This window comes from Citrobacter arsenatis (genome assembly GCF_004353845.1).
GTDB lineage: Bacteria > Pseudomonadota > Gammaproteobacteria > Enterobacterales > Enterobacteriaceae > Citrobacter > Citrobacter arsenatis.
Genome location: NZ_CP037864.1, coordinates 3,147,715 through 3,163,284, shown reverse-complemented (window position 1 = coordinate 3,163,284; position 15,570 = coordinate 3,147,715). Strand labels below are relative to the sequence as shown.

Annotated in this window: 16 protein-coding genes; 4 read left to right on the top strand and 12 right to left on the bottom strand. The window is 53.9% G+C overall.

What is annotated here, in order from left to right; genetic code table 11:
* Positions 1-61: 61 nt before the first annotated feature.
* Genes fliK through fliF form a run of 6 tightly spaced genes read right to left on the bottom strand, consistent with a single transcriptional unit; the run spans position 62 to position 6,469 of the window.
* Positions 62-1,276: a flagellar hook length control protein FliK gene (gene fliK, locus E1B03_RS16450; protein ID WP_103771249.1), complete on the bottom strand. Its 1,215-nt coding sequence runs from the start codon at positions 1,274-1,276 to the stop codon at positions 62-64.
* Complete coding sequence (gene fliJ / locus E1B03_RS16445; protein WP_003839084.1) at positions 1,273-1,716, bottom strand: flagellar export protein FliJ; 444 nt, start codon at positions 1,714-1,716, stop codon at positions 1,273-1,275. The genes fliK and fliJ overlap by 4 nt, the downstream gene beginning before the upstream one ends.
* A 21-nt stretch (positions 1,717-1,737) precedes the next feature.
* Positions 1,738-3,108, bottom strand: coding sequence for a flagellar protein export ATPase FliI (fliI, locus tag E1B03_RS16440; protein WP_047410431.1), 1,371 nt, complete (start codon positions 3,106-3,108; stop codon positions 1,738-1,740).
* Positions 3,108-3,815, bottom strand: a complete 708-nt coding sequence (gene fliH, locus E1B03_RS16435) for a flagellar assembly protein FliH (protein WP_103771248.1) — start codon at positions 3,813-3,815, stop codon at positions 3,108-3,110. The genes fliI and fliH overlap by 1 nt, the downstream gene beginning before the upstream one ends.
* Positions 3,808-4,803 (bottom strand): flagellar motor switch protein FliG, encoded by a 996-nt coding sequence (gene fliG / locus E1B03_RS16430; protein WP_045444327.1) that lies wholly within the window; start codon positions 4,801-4,803, stop codon positions 3,808-3,810. The genes fliH and fliG overlap by 8 nt, the downstream gene beginning before the upstream one ends.
* Positions 4,796-6,469 (bottom strand): flagellar basal-body MS-ring/collar protein FliF, encoded by a 1,674-nt coding sequence (fliF, locus tag E1B03_RS16425; protein WP_103771247.1) that lies wholly within the window; start codon positions 6,467-6,469, stop codon positions 4,796-4,798. Before fliF ends, fliG begins: the two co-directional genes overlap by 8 nt.
* Before the next feature lie 216 nt (positions 6,470-6,685).
* Here fliF and fliE point away from each other — a divergent pair, with 216 nt between their 5' ends.
* Positions 6,686-7,000: a flagellar hook-basal body complex protein FliE gene (gene fliE / locus E1B03_RS16415; RefSeq protein WP_016153486.1), complete on the top strand. Its 315-nt coding sequence runs from the start codon at positions 6,686-6,688 to the stop codon at positions 6,998-7,000.
* Between the two features lie 53 nt (positions 7,001-7,053).
* Here fliE and yedF read toward each other — a convergent pair whose 3' ends face one another.
* Positions 7,054-7,287, bottom strand: coding sequence for a sulfurtransferase-like selenium metabolism protein YedF (gene yedF, locus E1B03_RS16410; RefSeq protein ID WP_000790504.1), 234 nt, complete (start codon positions 7,285-7,287; stop codon positions 7,054-7,056).
* The gene (gene yedE / locus E1B03_RS16405) at positions 7,284-8,489 is read right to left on the bottom strand and encodes a selenium metabolism membrane protein YedE/FdhT (RefSeq protein ID WP_133086582.1); all 1,206 of its coding nucleotides are present in this window, start codon (positions 8,487-8,489) and stop codon (positions 7,284-7,286) included. Before yedE ends, yedF begins: the two co-directional genes overlap by 4 nt.
* Positions 8,490-8,674: 185 nt before the next feature.
* Between yedE and yedD the strand changes: the two genes are divergently transcribed.
* Positions 8,675-9,088, top strand: a complete 414-nt coding sequence (yedD, locus tag E1B03_RS16400) for a lipoprotein YedD (RefSeq protein WP_043016780.1) — start codon at positions 8,675-8,677, stop codon at positions 9,086-9,088.
* 40 nt (positions 9,089-9,128) lie between these two features.
* On the opposite strand, the gene amyA is transcribed toward yedD, so the two are convergent.
* The 4 genes from amyA to fliD form a co-directional block, all read right to left on the bottom strand.
* Positions 9,129-10,616 carry an alpha-amylase gene (gene amyA, locus E1B03_RS16395; RefSeq protein ID WP_133086581.1) on the bottom strand — a complete coding sequence of 496 codons (1,488 nt, stop codon included), beginning with the start codon at positions 10,614-10,616 and terminating at the stop codon, positions 9,129-9,131.
* Between the two features lie 68 nt (positions 10,617-10,684).
* Positions 10,685-11,056, bottom strand: a complete 372-nt coding sequence (gene fliT, locus E1B03_RS16390) for a flagella biosynthesis regulatory protein FliT (protein ID WP_103771243.1) — start codon at positions 11,054-11,056, stop codon at positions 10,685-10,687.
* Complete coding sequence (gene fliS / locus E1B03_RS16385) at positions 11,056-11,463, bottom strand: flagellar export chaperone FliS (protein ID WP_103771242.1); 408 nt, start codon at positions 11,461-11,463, stop codon at positions 11,056-11,058. Before fliS ends, fliT begins: the two co-directional genes overlap by 1 nt.
* 15 nt (positions 11,464-11,478) lie before the next feature.
* A complete protein-coding gene (gene fliD / locus E1B03_RS16380) occupies positions 11,479-12,885 on the bottom strand; it encodes a flagellar filament capping protein FliD (RefSeq protein ID WP_133086580.1) in 1,407 nt (468 codons plus the stop codon).
* Between the two features lie 255 nt (positions 12,886-13,140).
* On the opposite strand from fliD, the gene E1B03_RS16370 reads away from it, so the two are divergent.
* Both E1B03_RS16370 and fliA read left to right on the top strand, forming a co-directional pair.
* Complete coding sequence (locus tag E1B03_RS16370; protein WP_133086579.1) at positions 13,141-14,658, top strand: flagellin N-terminal helical domain-containing protein; 1,518 nt, start codon at positions 13,141-13,143, stop codon at positions 14,656-14,658.
* Positions 14,659-14,820: 162 nt separating this feature from the next.
* Positions 14,821-15,540: an RNA polymerase sigma factor FliA gene (fliA, locus tag E1B03_RS16365; protein WP_038641545.1), complete on the top strand. Its 720-nt coding sequence runs from the start codon at positions 14,821-14,823 to the stop codon at positions 15,538-15,540.
* Positions 15,541-15,570 lie beyond the last annotated feature (30 nt).

The window sequence follows — 15,570 nt, the reverse complement described above, 5'->3', positions numbered from 1 at the left end:
TCCCGTGTCCTGTCCACGACAAAGCGTGGAAAAGACGCGGATAATCATGCTACCTCTGGCGTTAGGCGAAGATGTCTACAGCTCCATCGCCGCGTGCTGCGGCCTGCAGGGAGGCTGGGGTTGGCAGTATGGCGTCCTCTTCAGCGGCAAAAATGTCTTGTCCCGAAGCGCGTCCCGCCTGCTGTTGCTGCCCGGAAGACTGCTGTTGTCCGGCAAAGCTCTCACTGCTGATGTTGCTTTGTCCCAACTGGATCCCACTTTCAGCCAACTGCGTACGCAGCATCGGTAACGCGGCTTCCAGCGCGGCGCGCACGTGACTGTGCGGTGATACCATTTGCAGCTGAGCAAGGTTGTCATCCAGCTTGAGGGAAATATGTACCTGGCCGAGATCCTGCGGATGCAGGCGCAGTTCAGCGCTCTGCTGACCCTGGCGCGTGAACAGCGTCACGTGCTGGCTGAGTGATTGCTGCCATTCGTGGCTGCCCAGTGGCGCACTGAGCACCGGTGCGGCAGCTGGTAACGGCTGAGCATGGGGCTGCGGAGCACTTAACGGAGCCGCCGTCACGCCAATGCTGGTCGGCGAAGGGGCGCTGTCAATTTCTGCTCTGGTCGCCGCCGCTGCCGTCAGCGGGGTTAGCGTCGGATTGCTTGTCTGATCCAGACTGTTGCCAGGAGTGGCAATGTCCGCTTTGCCTTTTTTGGCATCACCGGGCAGCAGTTCGCCCGCGTTATCAGCGATAGCGCCGTGTGCCGTGCCTCGTGACAACGCCGAAAGCGCGGCATCAACGGGGGCTGGCGCGCTGTCGACGGCAGGCGTAGCCAGCGGTTGTCCTGGCAACATGGCGAACAACGCGCTCAGGTTGGCGAGATCGTCATCGCTGAGCGTGGTGGTTTTTTCATCCTGCTGAGCGACTTTACCCAGTGTTGTCAGGGCATTAGCTTTCAAGGAGGGCGTGAGGGCTGACAACAATTGCTGAGCGTCTGTCATGTCGGCAAGAGATGCATCGGTTTGTACCTCTTTTTGCGCCAGCAGTTCGGATAACTTGAGCGTCGGGCCTGGATCGCCATTTTTTTGCAGCAACCCTTTTTGCAGTTTGCTTCCGGCCGCCTGCAAGTCGGCAAGCGACAGCGGGGCGTCTTTACCCTGTGCGTCGCCTGCGCCTAATGCGCCAGCCAGCAGCGCTAAAAAATCCTCGGGTGAATCTACCGCTTTGCCTGACTGAAGACCTGCGGCTACGTCGGTGTCGGTGGTAATCAGTTGGGGTAAAGTAATCATTCGGGTTTCCTCATAGCTGCGCGCTGAGCAAATTCATCCATTTTTTTCTGATCCAGGCGGTTTTCGGCCAGTAACGCCGCCGAGGTTTGTCTGTCCTGCAGAGTCTGCCACGCCTGTAAACGTTGTTTTTTGTCACGCCAACTGTTCAAAGCCTGGTCTACTTTCTGCGTCCATTGATTGAGCTGTTGGCGATGTTGCTCAATGGCTTTCTCCAGCGTCTGAATAAATTGTTGGTAATTGATCCAGCGATTGCTGGTAATACCCTGACCCATGTCAGTGTTCAGATTGTTGCGATACTCATGCTGATAATCGATCAGCATCTTCAACTGCTCTTCCGCCTGCTGACAGCCACGACGCATCTCTCCCAATAAGACAGCGGCGTCATCTACCTCTTTTTCAGCCAGGTCTTTCAATGTGGCTAATGCACCATGTTGTGCCATGACCTATGCTCTCCTGCTTAATCACACACCAGGGAAAATCAGTTCTAAAGCTTGCAGAGAATCTTCCCAGTCAGCCCGTTCAAAGATGCCTTGCTGTAAGAACGCTTCCAACTGTGGCCATAAGGCGATGGCTTTATCCAGCATGGGATCGCTGCCTTTGGCATACGCCCCCACGCTAACCAGATCGCGGTTGCGCTGGAAGCTGGATAGCAATTGTTTAAAGTTACGCACCCGCGCATAGTGTTGTTCACTAATGAGCGCGGTCATGGCGCGACTGATCGAGGCTTCAATATCGATGGCCGGATAGTGACCCGCCTCAGCCAGATGACGTGACAGCACAATGTGGCCATCCAGAATCGCGCGCGCGGAATCGGCAATCGGGTCCTGCTGGTCGTCACCCTCGGTCAGTACCGTATAAAACGCGGTAACTGAACCGCCGCCGTGAATACCGTTCCCGGCACGTTCAACCAGCGCCGGTAATTTGGCGAATACTGAAGGGGGATAACCTTTGGTTGCCGGCGGCTCACCGATCGCCAGGGCTATCTCACGTTGCGCCATCGCGTAGCGGGTGAGGGAGTCCATAATCAGCAATACGTGCTGTCCGCGATCGCGGAAATCTTCGGCGATACGCGTGGCGTAGGCCGCGCCTTGCATGCGTAACAGCGGCGAGACATCAGCCGGAGCGGCAATGACCACCGAGCGTGCGCGACCGTCAGCGCCGAGAATATTTTCAATAAAATCTTTAACTTCGCGGCCACGTTCGCCAATCAGGCCAACGACGATAACATCGGCCTGGGTATAGCGCGCCATCATGCCGAGCAGAACACTTTTACCGACGCCGGAGCCTGCGAAAAGCCCCATACGCTGGCCGCGACCAACGGTTAACAAGGCGTTGATCGGACGTACGCCGGTATCCAGCACGTGCTCAATCGCGGTACGTTGCAGGGGGTTAAACGGCGGCGTAATCAATGCCCCGGTTTCGGTGGTATCCGGGGCCGGCAGACCGTCGAGCGGTTTGCCGCTACCGTCAAGCACGCGCCCAAGCAGAGCAGGACCCAGCGGTAATTGCTTCCCGCTTTGTAGACCTTCGCCGGCAATGTTCTTCGCATACACGCGTGCGCCGGGCAGAACACCTTCGACCTCTTCGAGCGGCATCAGAAACAGACGCTGGCCGTTAAAGCCTACAACTTCACTCTCGACTTCCTGGGTTTCGTTGCCGTCCTGGCGTTCAATGACGCAGGTAGCACCGAGCGGCAACTGTAATCCTGTGGCCTCCAGCACCAGCCCCGTGGCGCGGGTCAGTCGACCGTAACGACGCACCGCTGGCAGTAGCGACATTTTTTCTTCGAAGTTGTCCAGCGTATTGAGCCAGCGGGTCAGGCGAGTGGTCATTACACGACTCCCGGCGCTGCCAGGCGGCAGAGTTCTTGCCAGCGCGTGGCGACGCTGGCATCCAGATCGCCTTCGTCGGCTGAGACTTTACAACCGCCGTGATGCAGCGTCGGATCGCCGCGCAACCGCCAGCCGTGCAGGCTGAGGGTCGCACCGAGCATCTCCTCCACTCGCTGGAGATCGTCCGGATGGACGCGCAGCTGTGGTTTACCGCTAAACAGCGGCTCCTGCTGCAACAGCTGTTGGATTTGCTTAATCAGCGCCGCGTTATCCACGATTGGCGTCTGACCAATCACCTGACGCGCGGCTTCTAGCGCCATCTGCATCAGGCGTGAGGCAATCACGCTGTCCAGTGCGTCCAGCGTATTCTGAAACTCGCTCACCAACTGCTGCATGCGGGCATGGATCGGCGCATGCTGCGCGCGCGCCTGGTTCTGGCCTTGCTCCAGCCCCTGGCTCAGTCCTTCCTGATAGCCTTGTTCGTGGCCTTTTTGTCGACCTTCCGCCAGGCCCGCGTTATAGCCTTGCTCATGGGCCTGCATTTGCAGCTGCGCGAGCTGCTGTTCAAGCTGTTGCTCTGCGGAAAGCTGTGGCTCTTCTGTCTCTTCTGACAGCGGCGTTTCGCTGTGGTCGGCCAGTACGAACTCCGCCATCGGTGGGGCGAGGTCGTCCGGGGTCCAGACTTTCCACGGCAGTTCGTTAGACATAGGTATCCTCGCCGCTGCCGATCACCATCTCGCCGGTTTCTGCCAGACGACGCACAATAAGCAGAATGGCTTTCTGTTCGTTTTCCACCTGCGACAAACGCACCGGACCGCGGTTGGCGAGGTCGTCGCGCAGAATATCGGCAGCACGTTGCGACATGTTGCGCAGGAACTTCTCGCGCAGCGGCTGTTCGGCACCTTTCAGGGCTATCAGCAGCGATTCGGAATCCACTTCCTGCAGCAGGCGTTGGATGCTGCGATCGTCGACGTCCACCAGGTTTTCGAACAGGAACATCTCGTCGATGATTTTCTGCGCCAGTTCGCCGTCGAATTCGCGTACGGCGGTAATAACCGCTTCTTCCTGCTGGGTTTTCATCAGGTTGATAATTTCTGCCGCTGTTCTCACGCCGCCCATTTTGCTGCGCTTGAGGTTCTGACCATCGAGCAGGCCGTTCAGTACCTCGGTCAGCTCTGCAAGTGCTGCAGGCTGTACGCCGCCGAAGGTAGCGATACGCAGCATTACGTCGTGACGTAAACGTTCGTCGAACAGCGCCAGAATATCGGCAGCCTGGCCCCGTTTGAGATGCACCAGGATGGTAGCGATAATCTGCGGATGCTCGTCGCGGATAAGGTCGGCGGCGCTTTGCGGCTCCATAAAGTTGAGCGTTTCAATACCGCTGGTGGTATCGCGGGTTTCCAGAATATCTTCCAGCAGGCTGGAGGCGCGTTCCTCACCCAGCGCTTTAACCAGCACGGAGCGTAGATATTCGTTGGCGTTGATATTCAGCGCGGCAAACTGTTCTGCTTCTTGCTCAAACTCGGCCAGCACATCCGTCAACTGTTTGTTGGAGATCTGGCGTACGTTGGCCATCGCTGTACTTAGCGCCTGAACTTCGCGCGTGGAAAGGTGCTTAAATACCTCCGCCGCGCGATCTTCGCCAATGGTCATCAGCAGGATGACGCTTTTATCGGTACCGCTAAGATTACTCATGATCGTTACTCATCCACTGGCGAATGACCAGCGCCACGACGCGCGGATCGTTATCTGACATTTCACGAATACGCTGGCTCATAACTTCTGCGCCCAGACGCTGGTTCGTACGACGTTGCTGGGTTTGCTCGTCTTTGCTGAGGCGAACTTCTACCGCTTCTTCGGTTTCCTGACGGATACGCGTTTGTTCTTGTACGGCTTTCGCTTCTTCGCTGCGACGGACCAGTTGCGGGCGAATAGCTTTCCGCCACAGGATCCAGGCAACTAACAGAACCAATAACCAACGACCTGCTGACATTAACTGATCAATAAAGGACTGCTGTTTCCAGAACGGAAGCTCTCCGGCAGTGTCGTCGGTTGCCGTGAAGGGTGAGTTCACCACGTTCAGGGTATCGCCACGCTGGTCGGAGAAGCCCATCGCTTCGCGGGTCAGATCTTCAATCTGCTTCATCTGTTCTGCGGTTAACGGCAGTGGTTTGCCGTCCGGCAACGTTTTATAGTTGACCACGACTGCCACTGAGAGACGCTGCACATCGCCAACGTTCATTTTGGTGTGGCGAATGGTGCGGTCGACTTCATAGTTGCTGGTTTCATTGCGCTGCGTACTGCGCGGGCCGGCATTATTACTGTTATTAGACGTCTGCGTGGTTTGCGCATTTTGCTGATTAGCCGGTGGGTTGGCGATTGGCGCGGTATTTGCCGGGGCTGGCTGATTAGACAATGCGCCCGGAACGCCGCCAGGCGCTCCGCTACCGACCTGCTCGCTGACGTTCAACTGACGTGAGCGCAGCACGGCCTGGGACTCATCGCCGTTTGGACGATACTGCTCTTCGGTTTGTTCTTTGTTGGCAAAATCCAGCTGCGCGGTAACCTGCGCATGTACATTACCGTTACCAACAATCGGTGACAGGATCGATTCGATACGACGCTGAACGCGGCCTTCGACATCGCTGGCATATTTCAGCTGCGCATCGTTAAGATCGCGGCTGCTGGTGTTTGACTGAGTTAACAGGTGACCCGCCTGGTCGACCAGCGTAACGTTGCCCGGCGGCAAGCCTGCAACAGCGCTGGAAACCAGATGCGTGACCGCGCTGATCTGACCTTCATCCAGGGCACGGCCCGGCTCCAGATTAACGGTGACGGAGGCTGAAGGGGCTTTTTGCTCACGCACGAACAGCGACGGTTTCGGCATTGCCAGATGCACGCGGGCGCGTTTTACCGGTCCCAGCGTTTCAATAGTACGGGCTAATTCACCTTCCAGCGCGCGCTGGTAGTTGACCTGCTCGCTAAACTGGCTGATACCAAACTTTTCCTGATCCAGCAGCTCAAAACCCACCGCGCCGCCTTTGGGCAGGCCTTGCTGCGCCAGACGTAAACGCAGTTCGTGGACTTTATCGGCAGGAACTTCAATAGCGCCGCTTCCCTCAGTAAAACGATAGGGAACGTTCATCTGCGTCAGTTGAGTGACAATCGCGCCACCATCCTGATCGGAAAGATTGCTGAACAGCGTGCGGTAGTCGGGCGCTTTGGCCCACAGGACCATCGCTACGATGATAGCGACGGCAGCGGCTCCCGCCACAATCAGAGGAATTCTGGGATTCGCGCGCAGGCGATTTAACCACTCGAGAGGTTTAAGCTGGGTTGCAGTCGATGCTGTCGCACTCATCTCGCACCTCGTGGCTTATCGTGGACGGCGTTTTTTGCAAAGTGGAACAAGACTCACTCCCGGGTCAGCAAACTCGAAAAATTGACGGTCTCATTATTTGCGGTTTCGAATTTTTCTATGCGTTAAAAACCGTGGTTTTTTATCGTTATTTAACGCCTTTATCTTATTGACTAACTGGTAATCTCAACTACGTAAAAAATCATCCAGGGGATCAGAATGTCGGCAATACAGGGGATTGAAGGGGTCATCAGCCAGCTACAGACCACGGCGATGTCAGCAAAAATGCAGGATATGCAGCCACAACCGACCGTGAGTTTTGCCGGTCAACTGCATGCCGCGTTAGACAGAATCAGCGATGTGCAGACCGCGTCCCGTGTGCAGGCTGAGAAATTTACCTTGGGTGAACCGGGTATTGCGCTGAACGATGTGATGACCGATATGCAAAAAGCCTCGGTATCGATGCAGATGGGGATTCAGGTGCGTAACAAACTGGTATCGGCGTATCAGGAAGTGATGTCGATGCAAGTGTAGGGACAGCGTGCAGAGAAAGTAGGCCGGATAAGCGTAGCGTATCCGGCAAACAGTTACTTCTGAATCAAATAGCGAATCGTTGGACCATCCTGCTGAATATCCAGCACCGTATAGCCATGATTACGCGCATCCAGTGGAATATTGTTGATTGACTGCGGGCAATCGCTCACCACCTCCAGAATTTCACCTTTCTTCAATTGCGGCATCGCTTCCAGCGTAGCTACAGCCGGGTATGGGCACGGTTCGCCGACCATATCGAGGCGATAATCAGGTACGATATTTTTCATGCAGACTCCTTGGCAGGTGTCAGTCCTGCGCGGCGGAAGAAACGTTTTTCCCAGCCGATAATCAGCATCAGCGCGGCAAATAACAGCAGATAGGTCACCAGCAGGCCACCGAGCGGGCCAAAGGTGTTGAGCAGGTTCACTTTGTCCCAGTTAGTGGCAAGCGCAGGGGCAAAGTCATCCCAATAGTAGGCCAGAATGGTCGAGCCAATTACGTTGCCCAGACCAACCCACCAGTAATGCACCTGACCTTCAACGGCGCGGTACATCCAGCCAGTTTCACACCCGCCCGCCAGAACAATACCAAAGCCGAACAGTAAGCCGCCGATCACCGCATTCGGACCCGCCCACATGATTTTAGGCTCGACGCCCAGTTGCACGTAGCTAAAGATACCGATGGCGCTGACCGCCATCCCGAAGATGATCGCTTTTGCCATATGGGTGCGACCGGAAATCCACAGGTCGCGAAATGCCGAGGTGAAACAGATTTGCGCCCGCTCAATCAGGAGACCGAATCCCACGCCGAACAGCATGGCCAGACCGAGCTTGGGTTTATCCATCGCAGTGAGTAACGCCCAGCCGATCATGCCGATAAACACCAGCATGCCGAGGCGAAAACGCCGACGGGCCTGATCCGGTTTTTGCGTTAACGGAGATGCGGCGGAGACTTTCTGCATTTTGACCGGAATACGGAACATTGGCAGCAGGGTAAAGCGGGCACCAAACCAGGAGCCAATAGCTGTTGCCAGCGCGAAAAACCAGGCGTGTAGCGAGAACTGCGGAATGCCGGTGAAGAAGGCGGCCAGGTTACAGCCCATTGCCAGTCGGGCACCGAATCCGGCGATCATCCCGCCGACTATCGCCTGTAGAATGCGCACCCGACTGCGCGGCATACGTAATTTAACGTTGTTTGCCCACAGTGCGGCAGCAAAACAGCCGCCGAACATACCGAGGATCATCATGCCGTCAATGCGGGTCAGGGGCGAGCCTTCGAGATGGATCAGTTTGTAGTATCCCCACTCTTCGGCATGCACGCCAAACAGTTGCAGGATTTGACCGCCCCAACGGGTGAATTCGCCGGTCACGGCCCAGAAGGTTCCCGTAATGCCGAAATAGTAAGTGGAGAGAATACCCGCTGCGATGACCGCAGGGGCGGGGGCCCAAAATTTAATTAACCAGGCCTGTTTGAAGTGTTGCCATGACATGCGTTGTGCCTCTGAACTCAGAAGGTATGTAACAAGAAGTGTGGATACTACACCGATCAGAATTTTTGACTATGAGTAATAAGAGGTAACACCGTCTGGATCAATCTTTCTCAACGCTGCCGAAAGGCTGGCGACATCAGGCCTTTAATGCCACAATCCCATTTTCTTCGCATGCAGGATGAATGATGAAAAAATTAGCAATCGTTGGTGTATTTCTGGCGCTTACCGGATGCGCCGAAGTAGAAAATTATAACGACGTGGTCAAAACGCCAGCGCCAGCCGGTCTGGAAGGATACTGGCAGTCAAAAGGACCGCAACGCAGCCTGGTCAGCCCGGAAGCCATTGCCAGCCTGGTGGTGACGAAAGAGGGCGATACGCTGGATTGTCGACAGTGGCAGCGGGTCATTGCTCTGCCGGGGAAACTGACGATGATTTCCGGCGATCTCACCAACGTGACGGTAAAACGTGAACTGTATGAGATTGAACGCGAAGGCAATACCCTGGAATATGACGGTATGACGCTGCAGCGGGTCGATCGCCCGACGCAGGAATGTGCCGACGCCTTAAAGAAAACGCCGCTGGCGACACCTCTGCCATAAGCAGCATGCCCCGGTAGCTTACGGCCACCGGGGTTAAGTTTTACAACACGTCCTCAATCACCCACACGCTGACGCTACCGCCGTTACAGAAAAACGTTGCTTCACCGTTTTCATCGGTGACCACGCTTTCCTCGCGATTTCCCAGATAGTCACGCCAGGTTTTATTGCCGTAATTCGCACCGAGATTAATTGTCTTTTCCCCATCATCGCCGTTGGACAGCACCACCACGCAGCCGGGATCGTCGTCCGTTCCGCTGCGGCTAAAAGCGATACAGTTAGGATGATCGAAAAAGAGCGTCTGTACTCCGTGCGCGAAGCGTTGGCGTGCGAGGATCAGTTCATCAAGCTGTTCAATGATCGGCATGTCGATAGGATAGGTTTCGCCATCGCCGCCGGTGTCTTCGTAATGCGCCCCGTAGAGGTCAGGGTAAAACACCGACGGTACGCCGTTTTCCCGCAGCAGGATCAGCGCATAGGCCAGCGGCTTAAACCACGGCTCGACGGGGGCTTCGAGCGCCTGTAAGGGTTGGGTGTCGTGATTGGCAACCAGCGTGACGGCATGAAACGGATCGGCCTCCACCAGGGTGTCGGTGAAAATCTGGCTCATGTCGTAATCGCGTCCCTGCCGGGAGGCCTCGTGGAATTTCATCTGCAAAGGGGCGTCGAACAGCATGGTTTTCCCCTCCACCTGATTAATGTAGGTCTGCAGCTTGTCGACCTCGTGGGACCAGTATTCCGCGACGATAAACAGTGGCTTGGGGGCAACTTCCTGGACGTGCTCAATCCACTCTTTATAAAACCATGCCGGAATATGTTTCACGGCATCTAAACGAAAGCCGTCGCACTGGGTTTGCTCCATCACCCAACGCGCCCAGTATTTGATCTCCTCGGTGACCGCGTGATTACGGAAATCAATGTTTTCGCCCATCAGATAATCAAAATTACCCAACTCATCATCAACCTGATCGTTCCAGCCTTCGCCGGTGTAGTCGTTAACGATTTTAAAAATGCCGTCTTCGGTTGGGTTCTCGATGTGGTCAATGCCGCTGAAGCATTTAAAGTCCCAAATGAATTGTGAATACTGGCCTGCGCGGGCAGGGAAGGTGTAACGCGTCCAGCCCTCGCACTCGACTACTTCCTCGTCTATTTGCGTGCGATCGTCAGCGTTAACCCGCTGGACGCGTATGTTTTCTTTCTCATCCGCACCCATTTTGTGGTTGACCACCACGTCGAGCAGGACGGCAATATCATTGTGTTTTAGCGCGTCTATCGCTGCCAGCAGCTGGTATTTATCGCCATATTTGGTGGCGACGGTTCCCTTCTGATCGAATTCGCCCAGATCAAACAGATCGTAGGAATCATAGCCAACAGAATAGCCGCCGGATGCGCCTTTATAGGCGGGAGGCAGCCACACCATATTGATGCCGATGTCATTCAGCCCGCCTGCGCGTTCGGCAAGCTCGGGCCAGAGTTGACCGCCATCAGGGTAATACCAGTGGAAGTACTGCAATAACGTGGGATTTTTCATCTTCCGTGCTCCAGAAGTCGTTTGGCCGACCTCTGGAGTATGGAAGATTATTCAGACGAGACGGGAAATTATTGTGGGGCAGTGGGTGCGTCGGGGACTAACAGCATGCCGGAAAGACGACCATAGGCGTTATTCAACGTCTTTTGACGCGTCGACTGACCGATAAGATTGCTGAGTTCGTCCAGGCGCTGCTGCAACAATGTTTTGAGCAGTTGCTCGTTATCCAGCGTCTGTTTAATGTACCCGGCCACTAAATCCTGAATACTTCGCGTAATGCCAGGTGGAGTTTGCTCTTCCATGACCACTTCAATACTTTGCAGATAGGTAACTTCCTGTTCCAGTAAAAGGTCCCATTCACCGCGCTGCGCCAGTTCCAGCATTGAGTGACTGAGTAGCGCGATGCGCTGCCAACGGTTGATAAACTCCACGGCTGAGGTCATTAACGAGACTCCTGGGAAGATGCTTTTGGTGAGATCTGTTTCCAGGCTTCTGCAATGTTGCCGAGCAACCCTTCGACTTCTTCAATAGCCTGACAATCATTGCGCAAGTTAGCTTGCAGTAAACGGCGGATCATATAGTCATACAGAGAAGACAGGTTGGTGGCGATTTCGCCGCCATTCTCTTGATCCAGCCCAGCCTTCAGGCCATTGTCGATAATGTTAATGGCTTTACTGATGGCCTCGCCTTTGGCGACGATATCACCCTGTTGCATAAACAGGCGAGCGCGCACCAGGGCGCTGTTCGCACCATCAAACAACATTTCGATCAGCTGATGTGGGCTGGCGCTCATCACGCCACTCTCTATGCTGACCTGTGCATAGGCTTTGGTACCGCTCGCGGTATACATGCTTACCTCGTGTTATCAGGAATTACTCATCGCCGTAAATTGCTGGCCCAGATAGTTACTGGTGCTGTTCAGTTTGCTCATCATGCTATCAAGCTGCGTAAACTGCGCTTTATAGCGTGCGACGGTATCGTCGATGCTGTTACTGACGGCCAGATACTGTTTGGTCAGCTTTTTCAGCGTGGCGTTAATATTGTCCTGGGCAACGTCGATAATGCCGTCATCGGCCAGGTAACCTTTTACCTCGGTGGCAATTTTGGTGGTAATACCGGTTTCTTTACCATCACCAACCAGCAATTGACGCGTCGCCGCGGTATTATCTTTCAGCGCTTTTTCGAGCTTAGTGTCGTCAATCTTCAGCTTGCCTGTGGTACCGTCGGTGGTAATACCGATTTCGCCCAACGTTTTAAACGCACCGTCGCTGGCGCCGTTGGCAAACTGGGCGCGTATGCCTGTCTGAATAGTACGCACCGCGCTGTCGCCGAGCAGCGCACCATTATTCGTGTCCTGAGTTTCGGCACCAGGATCAACTTCAGTGTATTTGGTCAGCGTTGAAAACGTATCCAGCAGCGAGTTGTAGGCATCAACCCAACCTTTGATCGCTTCTGTCGCTTTTTCATTGCTCTTGGTGACGGTGATCCGCGCGTCGGTCACTTCTTTAGTCAGATTCAGCGTCACGCCCTGCGGGGCATCGGTAATGGTGTTACTGGGGCGTTCAATATCAATGCCGTTAACTTTCAACAGTGCATTTTTCGCTTCCACCAGCTGTTTCATATTTCCGCTGCCGGCGGTGCTGTCGTAGGCCAGTAAATCATTGAGCTTACTGTCGCCGCTGACGGAAATGGTCATCTTATTATCGACACCGCTATCGGCTGTTAACACCAACTGATAATCATTTTCTTTAACTTTAACGATGCTGGCGGAAATACCGCTGTCGGCGTCGTTAATGGCATCACGGATCCCTTCCAGCGACGTTTGGTCTTTGCTGAGTTTGATTTCCAGCGGTTCTTTGCGGCCTTTTTGCTCAATTTTAATGGTGCGACTGTCGGAGGAGGTATCACCTAACGCCTCTTTCACCGAACTGATACCGCTTTTGGTACTTAATGATTGCGCCTGCGCCAGTTGCGTTACGCTGATCATATAGGTCCCCGGCGCTGCGCCGGCAGTGGTTGTGGCCGTCAGATCTTCTGTACTGCTGGTTACGGTTGTGCTTTTAAACAGATCGGCGCTGTTCAGCGTTGTATTTGCCGTCTGGAATTTTTCCAGCGCGCTTTTTAGCGTGCCGTAGGCGGTTAATCTGGCCGTATTCGTACTCTGCTGTTGAGTAATTGGGGTTAAACGTTTTTTTTCAGCAGTAGTCAGGTTTGTTAGCAATGTATCCAGTGGTAAGTTTGAGCCGACGCCCAATGAAGTAAATGAAGGCATGCCTAATTCCTTGTGATTGCAAACAGTAGTTAAGCGGGTTATCGGCAATCTGCGCGCAAAGTTTAATGATAGTTTTGTAAAAATAATGCGCAGAATAATGGCATATAAAGAGGGTATTTCAGGGGCTAAGAAAAAAGAGAGCGGAAAGTAAAAATTTTCTAAAGTTCGAATTTAAGGTGCCGATACATGGGTTACGGTGAGAAACCGTGGGCAACAGCCCAATAACATCAAGTTGTAATTGATAAGGAAAAGATCATGGCACAAGTCATCAATACAAACAGCCTGTCGCTGTTGACCCAGAACAACCTGAACAAATCTCAGTCCACTCTGAGCTCCGCTATCGAACGTCTGTCCTCTGGTCTGCGTATCAACAGCGCGAAAGACGATGCTGCTGGTCAGGCGATCGCTAACCGCTTCACCGCAAACATCAAAGGTCTGACTCAGGCTTCCCGTAACGCTAACGACGGTATCTCCATCGCGCAGACCACTGAAGGCGCGCTGAACGAAATCAACAACAACCTGCAGCGTGTACGTGAACTGACCGTTCAGGCAACTAACGGTTCTAACTCCGATAGCGACCTGACCTCCATCCAGAACGAAATCACTCAGCGTCTGGGCGAAATTGACCGCGTATCCGGTCAGACTCAGTTCAACGGCGTGAAAGTACTGGCTCAGGATAACACCCTGAAAATTCAGGTTGGCGCTAACGACGGCGAAACTATCTCCATCGACCTGAAAAAAATCGATACTCAGAGCCTGGGTGTATCTGATTTCCGCGTGAACGGTGCGCAGAAAGCCACTGCCAGCGATCTGATCTCCAAGTTTGGTGCTACTGGTACTGATAACTACAGCGCTACCGTTGGCGGTGCTGCGGCGACGGTTAATGTTGATGTTAAATCCCAAACTGTAACTTCAGGTGGTAATGCTCTGTATGTCAGCGCGGCTGATGGTAGTCTGGTGACTACAGCGACTGTAGCGAACACAGCATCTACTGTCTATACAACAACATCAACTGACAACGCCAGTGCAACGAGTATGGCAACTTTGGGTGCTAATACCAAAGTTGGTGAGAAATTCAGTTTTGACGGTATGGAGTTTACTAAAACTGCTGAAGGTACCGATCCAACATTTGGTAATGGTACCTATACTGCGAAAGTTGATGGTAAAACTGTCACTTTCACCATTGCAGCATCATCTGATGCCTCTGGTACCGATGCTGAAGTGAAAACTGACGTGGCTTTATATACCAGCCAGAATGGTACACTGACAACTGCAGCAACTACCGCAAACAAAGCCGCTACCGTTACCGATTTGCAGAATGCGAACGCAACCAAAACTGGCAGCACGCTGAAAGCGAGTGGCGCTACCTATGACGTGGATGTTGATGGCAATGTAACTACCGGCGCTGGCGCGAATAAGAAAACCATGTATGTTACTACCGATAAAAACGGTAGCGCTAAACTGGTTAACGAAGACGTTGCTAAAGCAAGCACCAGTACTGCAGATCCGCTGGCTGTTCTTGATAAAGCTCTGGCACAGGTTGATGCGCTGCGTTCTGACCTCGGTGCGGTACAGAACCGTTTCGACTCTACCATCACTAACCTGGGTAACACCGTTAACAACCTGACTTCTGCACGTAGCCGTATCGAAGATGCTGACTACGCGACCGAAGTGTCCAACATGTCCAAAGCACAGATCCTGCAACAAGCAGGTACCTCTGTACTGGCACAGGCCAACCAGGTTCCGCAGAACGTTCTGTCTCTGCTGCGTTAATTTACGCTTACTGCGCAAACCCCGCTCTGGCGGGGTTTTTTACATTCAGCTTTACCCGTAACCCCCAAATAACCCCCCATTTCACCCACTATTCACCCGATTAAAACCCCTGCAGAAACGGATAATCATGCCGATAACTCATTTAACGCAGGGCTGTTTATCGTGAATTCACTGTATACCGCTGAAGGTGTAATGGATAAACACTCGCTGTGGCAGCGTTATGTACCGTTGGTGCGTCACGAAGCATTGCGCCTTCAGGTGCGTTTGCCGGCGAGCGTAGAACTGGATGACCTGCTACAAGCGGGCGGCATCGGGTTATTGAATGCAGTTGACCGATATGACGCTTTGCAAGGAACGGCATTTACCACTTACGCAGTGCAGCGTATTCGTGGAGCGATGCTGGACGAACTACGTAGCCGGGATTGGGTGCCGCGTAGCGTTCGGCGCAATGCTCGCGAAGTGGCACAGGCGATGGGACAACTGGAACAGGAATTAGGGCGTAACGCGACGGAAACCGAAGTGGCGGAGCGTCTGGCTATTCCTGTGCAAGAGTATCGTCAGATGTTGCTTGATACCAATAACAGCCAGCTCTTCTCCTATGACGAGTGGCGGGAAGAGCATGGCGATAGTATTGAGCTGGTGACGGAAGAACATCAGCAGGAAAACCCGTTACAACAGCTACTTGAGGGTAACCTCCGCCAGCGCGTGATGGAAGCGATCGAGGCGTTGCCGGAGCGCGAAAAGCTGGTGTTAACGCTGTACTACCAGGAAGAGCTGAATCTGAAAGAGATTGGCGCGGTACTGGAAGTGGGTGAATCACGGGTCAGCCAGTTGCACAGTCAGGCCATCAAACGTCTACGCACCAAGCTGGGTAAGCTATAGGGGTACATTATTACCCCTGAACAATGCCGC

Bases quoted from the DNA above. Each gene is read 5' to 3' on its own strand.
- fliE (WP_016153486.1), top strand. From the start codon at position 6,686: ATGTCGGCAATACAGGGGATTGAAGGGGTCATCAGCCAGCTACAGACC.
- yedD (WP_043016780.1), top strand. From the start codon at position 8,675: ATGAAAAAATTAGCAATCGTTGGTGTATTTCTGGCGCTTACCGGATGC.
- E1B03_RS16370 (WP_133086579.1), top strand. From the start codon at position 13,141: ATGGCACAAGTCATCAATACAAACAGCCTGTCGCTGTTGACCCAGAAC.
- fliT (WP_103771243.1), bottom strand. From the start codon at position 11,056: ATGACCTCAGCCGTGGAGTTTATCAACCGTTGGCAGCGCATCGCGCTA.
- yedF (WP_000790504.1), bottom strand. From the start codon at position 7,287: ATGAAAAATATCGTACCTGATTATCGCCTCGATATGGTCGGCGAACCG.
- fliH (WP_103771248.1), bottom strand. From the start codon at position 3,815: ATGTCTAACGAACTGCCGTGGAAAGTCTGGACCCCGGACGACCTCGCC.
- fliI (WP_047410431.1), bottom strand. From the start codon at position 3,108: ATGACCACTCGCCTGACCCGCTGGCTCAATACGCTGGACAACTTCGAA.
- fliG (WP_045444327.1), bottom strand. From the start codon at position 4,803: ATGAGTAATCTTAGCGGTACCGATAAAAGCGTCATCCTGCTGATGACC.
- fliK (WP_103771249.1), bottom strand. From the start codon at position 1,276: ATGATTACTTTACCCCAACTGATTACCACCGACACCGACGTAGCCGCA.
- amyA (WP_133086581.1), bottom strand. From the start codon at position 10,616: ATGAAAAATCCCACGTTATTGCAGTACTTCCACTGGTATTACCCTGAT.
- fliS (WP_103771242.1), bottom strand. From the start codon at position 11,463: ATGTATACCGCGAGCGGTACCAAAGCCTATGCACAGGTCAGCATAGAG.
- yedE (WP_133086582.1), bottom strand. From the start codon at position 8,489: ATGTCATGGCAACACTTCAAACAGGCCTGGTTAATTAAATTTTGGGCC.
- fliD (WP_133086580.1), bottom strand. From the start codon at position 12,885: ATGCCTTCATTTACTTCATTGGGCGTCGGCTCAAACTTACCACTGGAT.
- fliJ (WP_003839084.1), bottom strand. From the start codon at position 1,716: ATGGCACAACATGGTGCATTAGCCACATTGAAAGACCTGGCTGAAAAA.
- fliF (WP_103771247.1), bottom strand. From the start codon at position 6,469: ATGAGTGCGACAGCATCGACTGCAACCCAGCTTAAACCTCTCGAGTGG.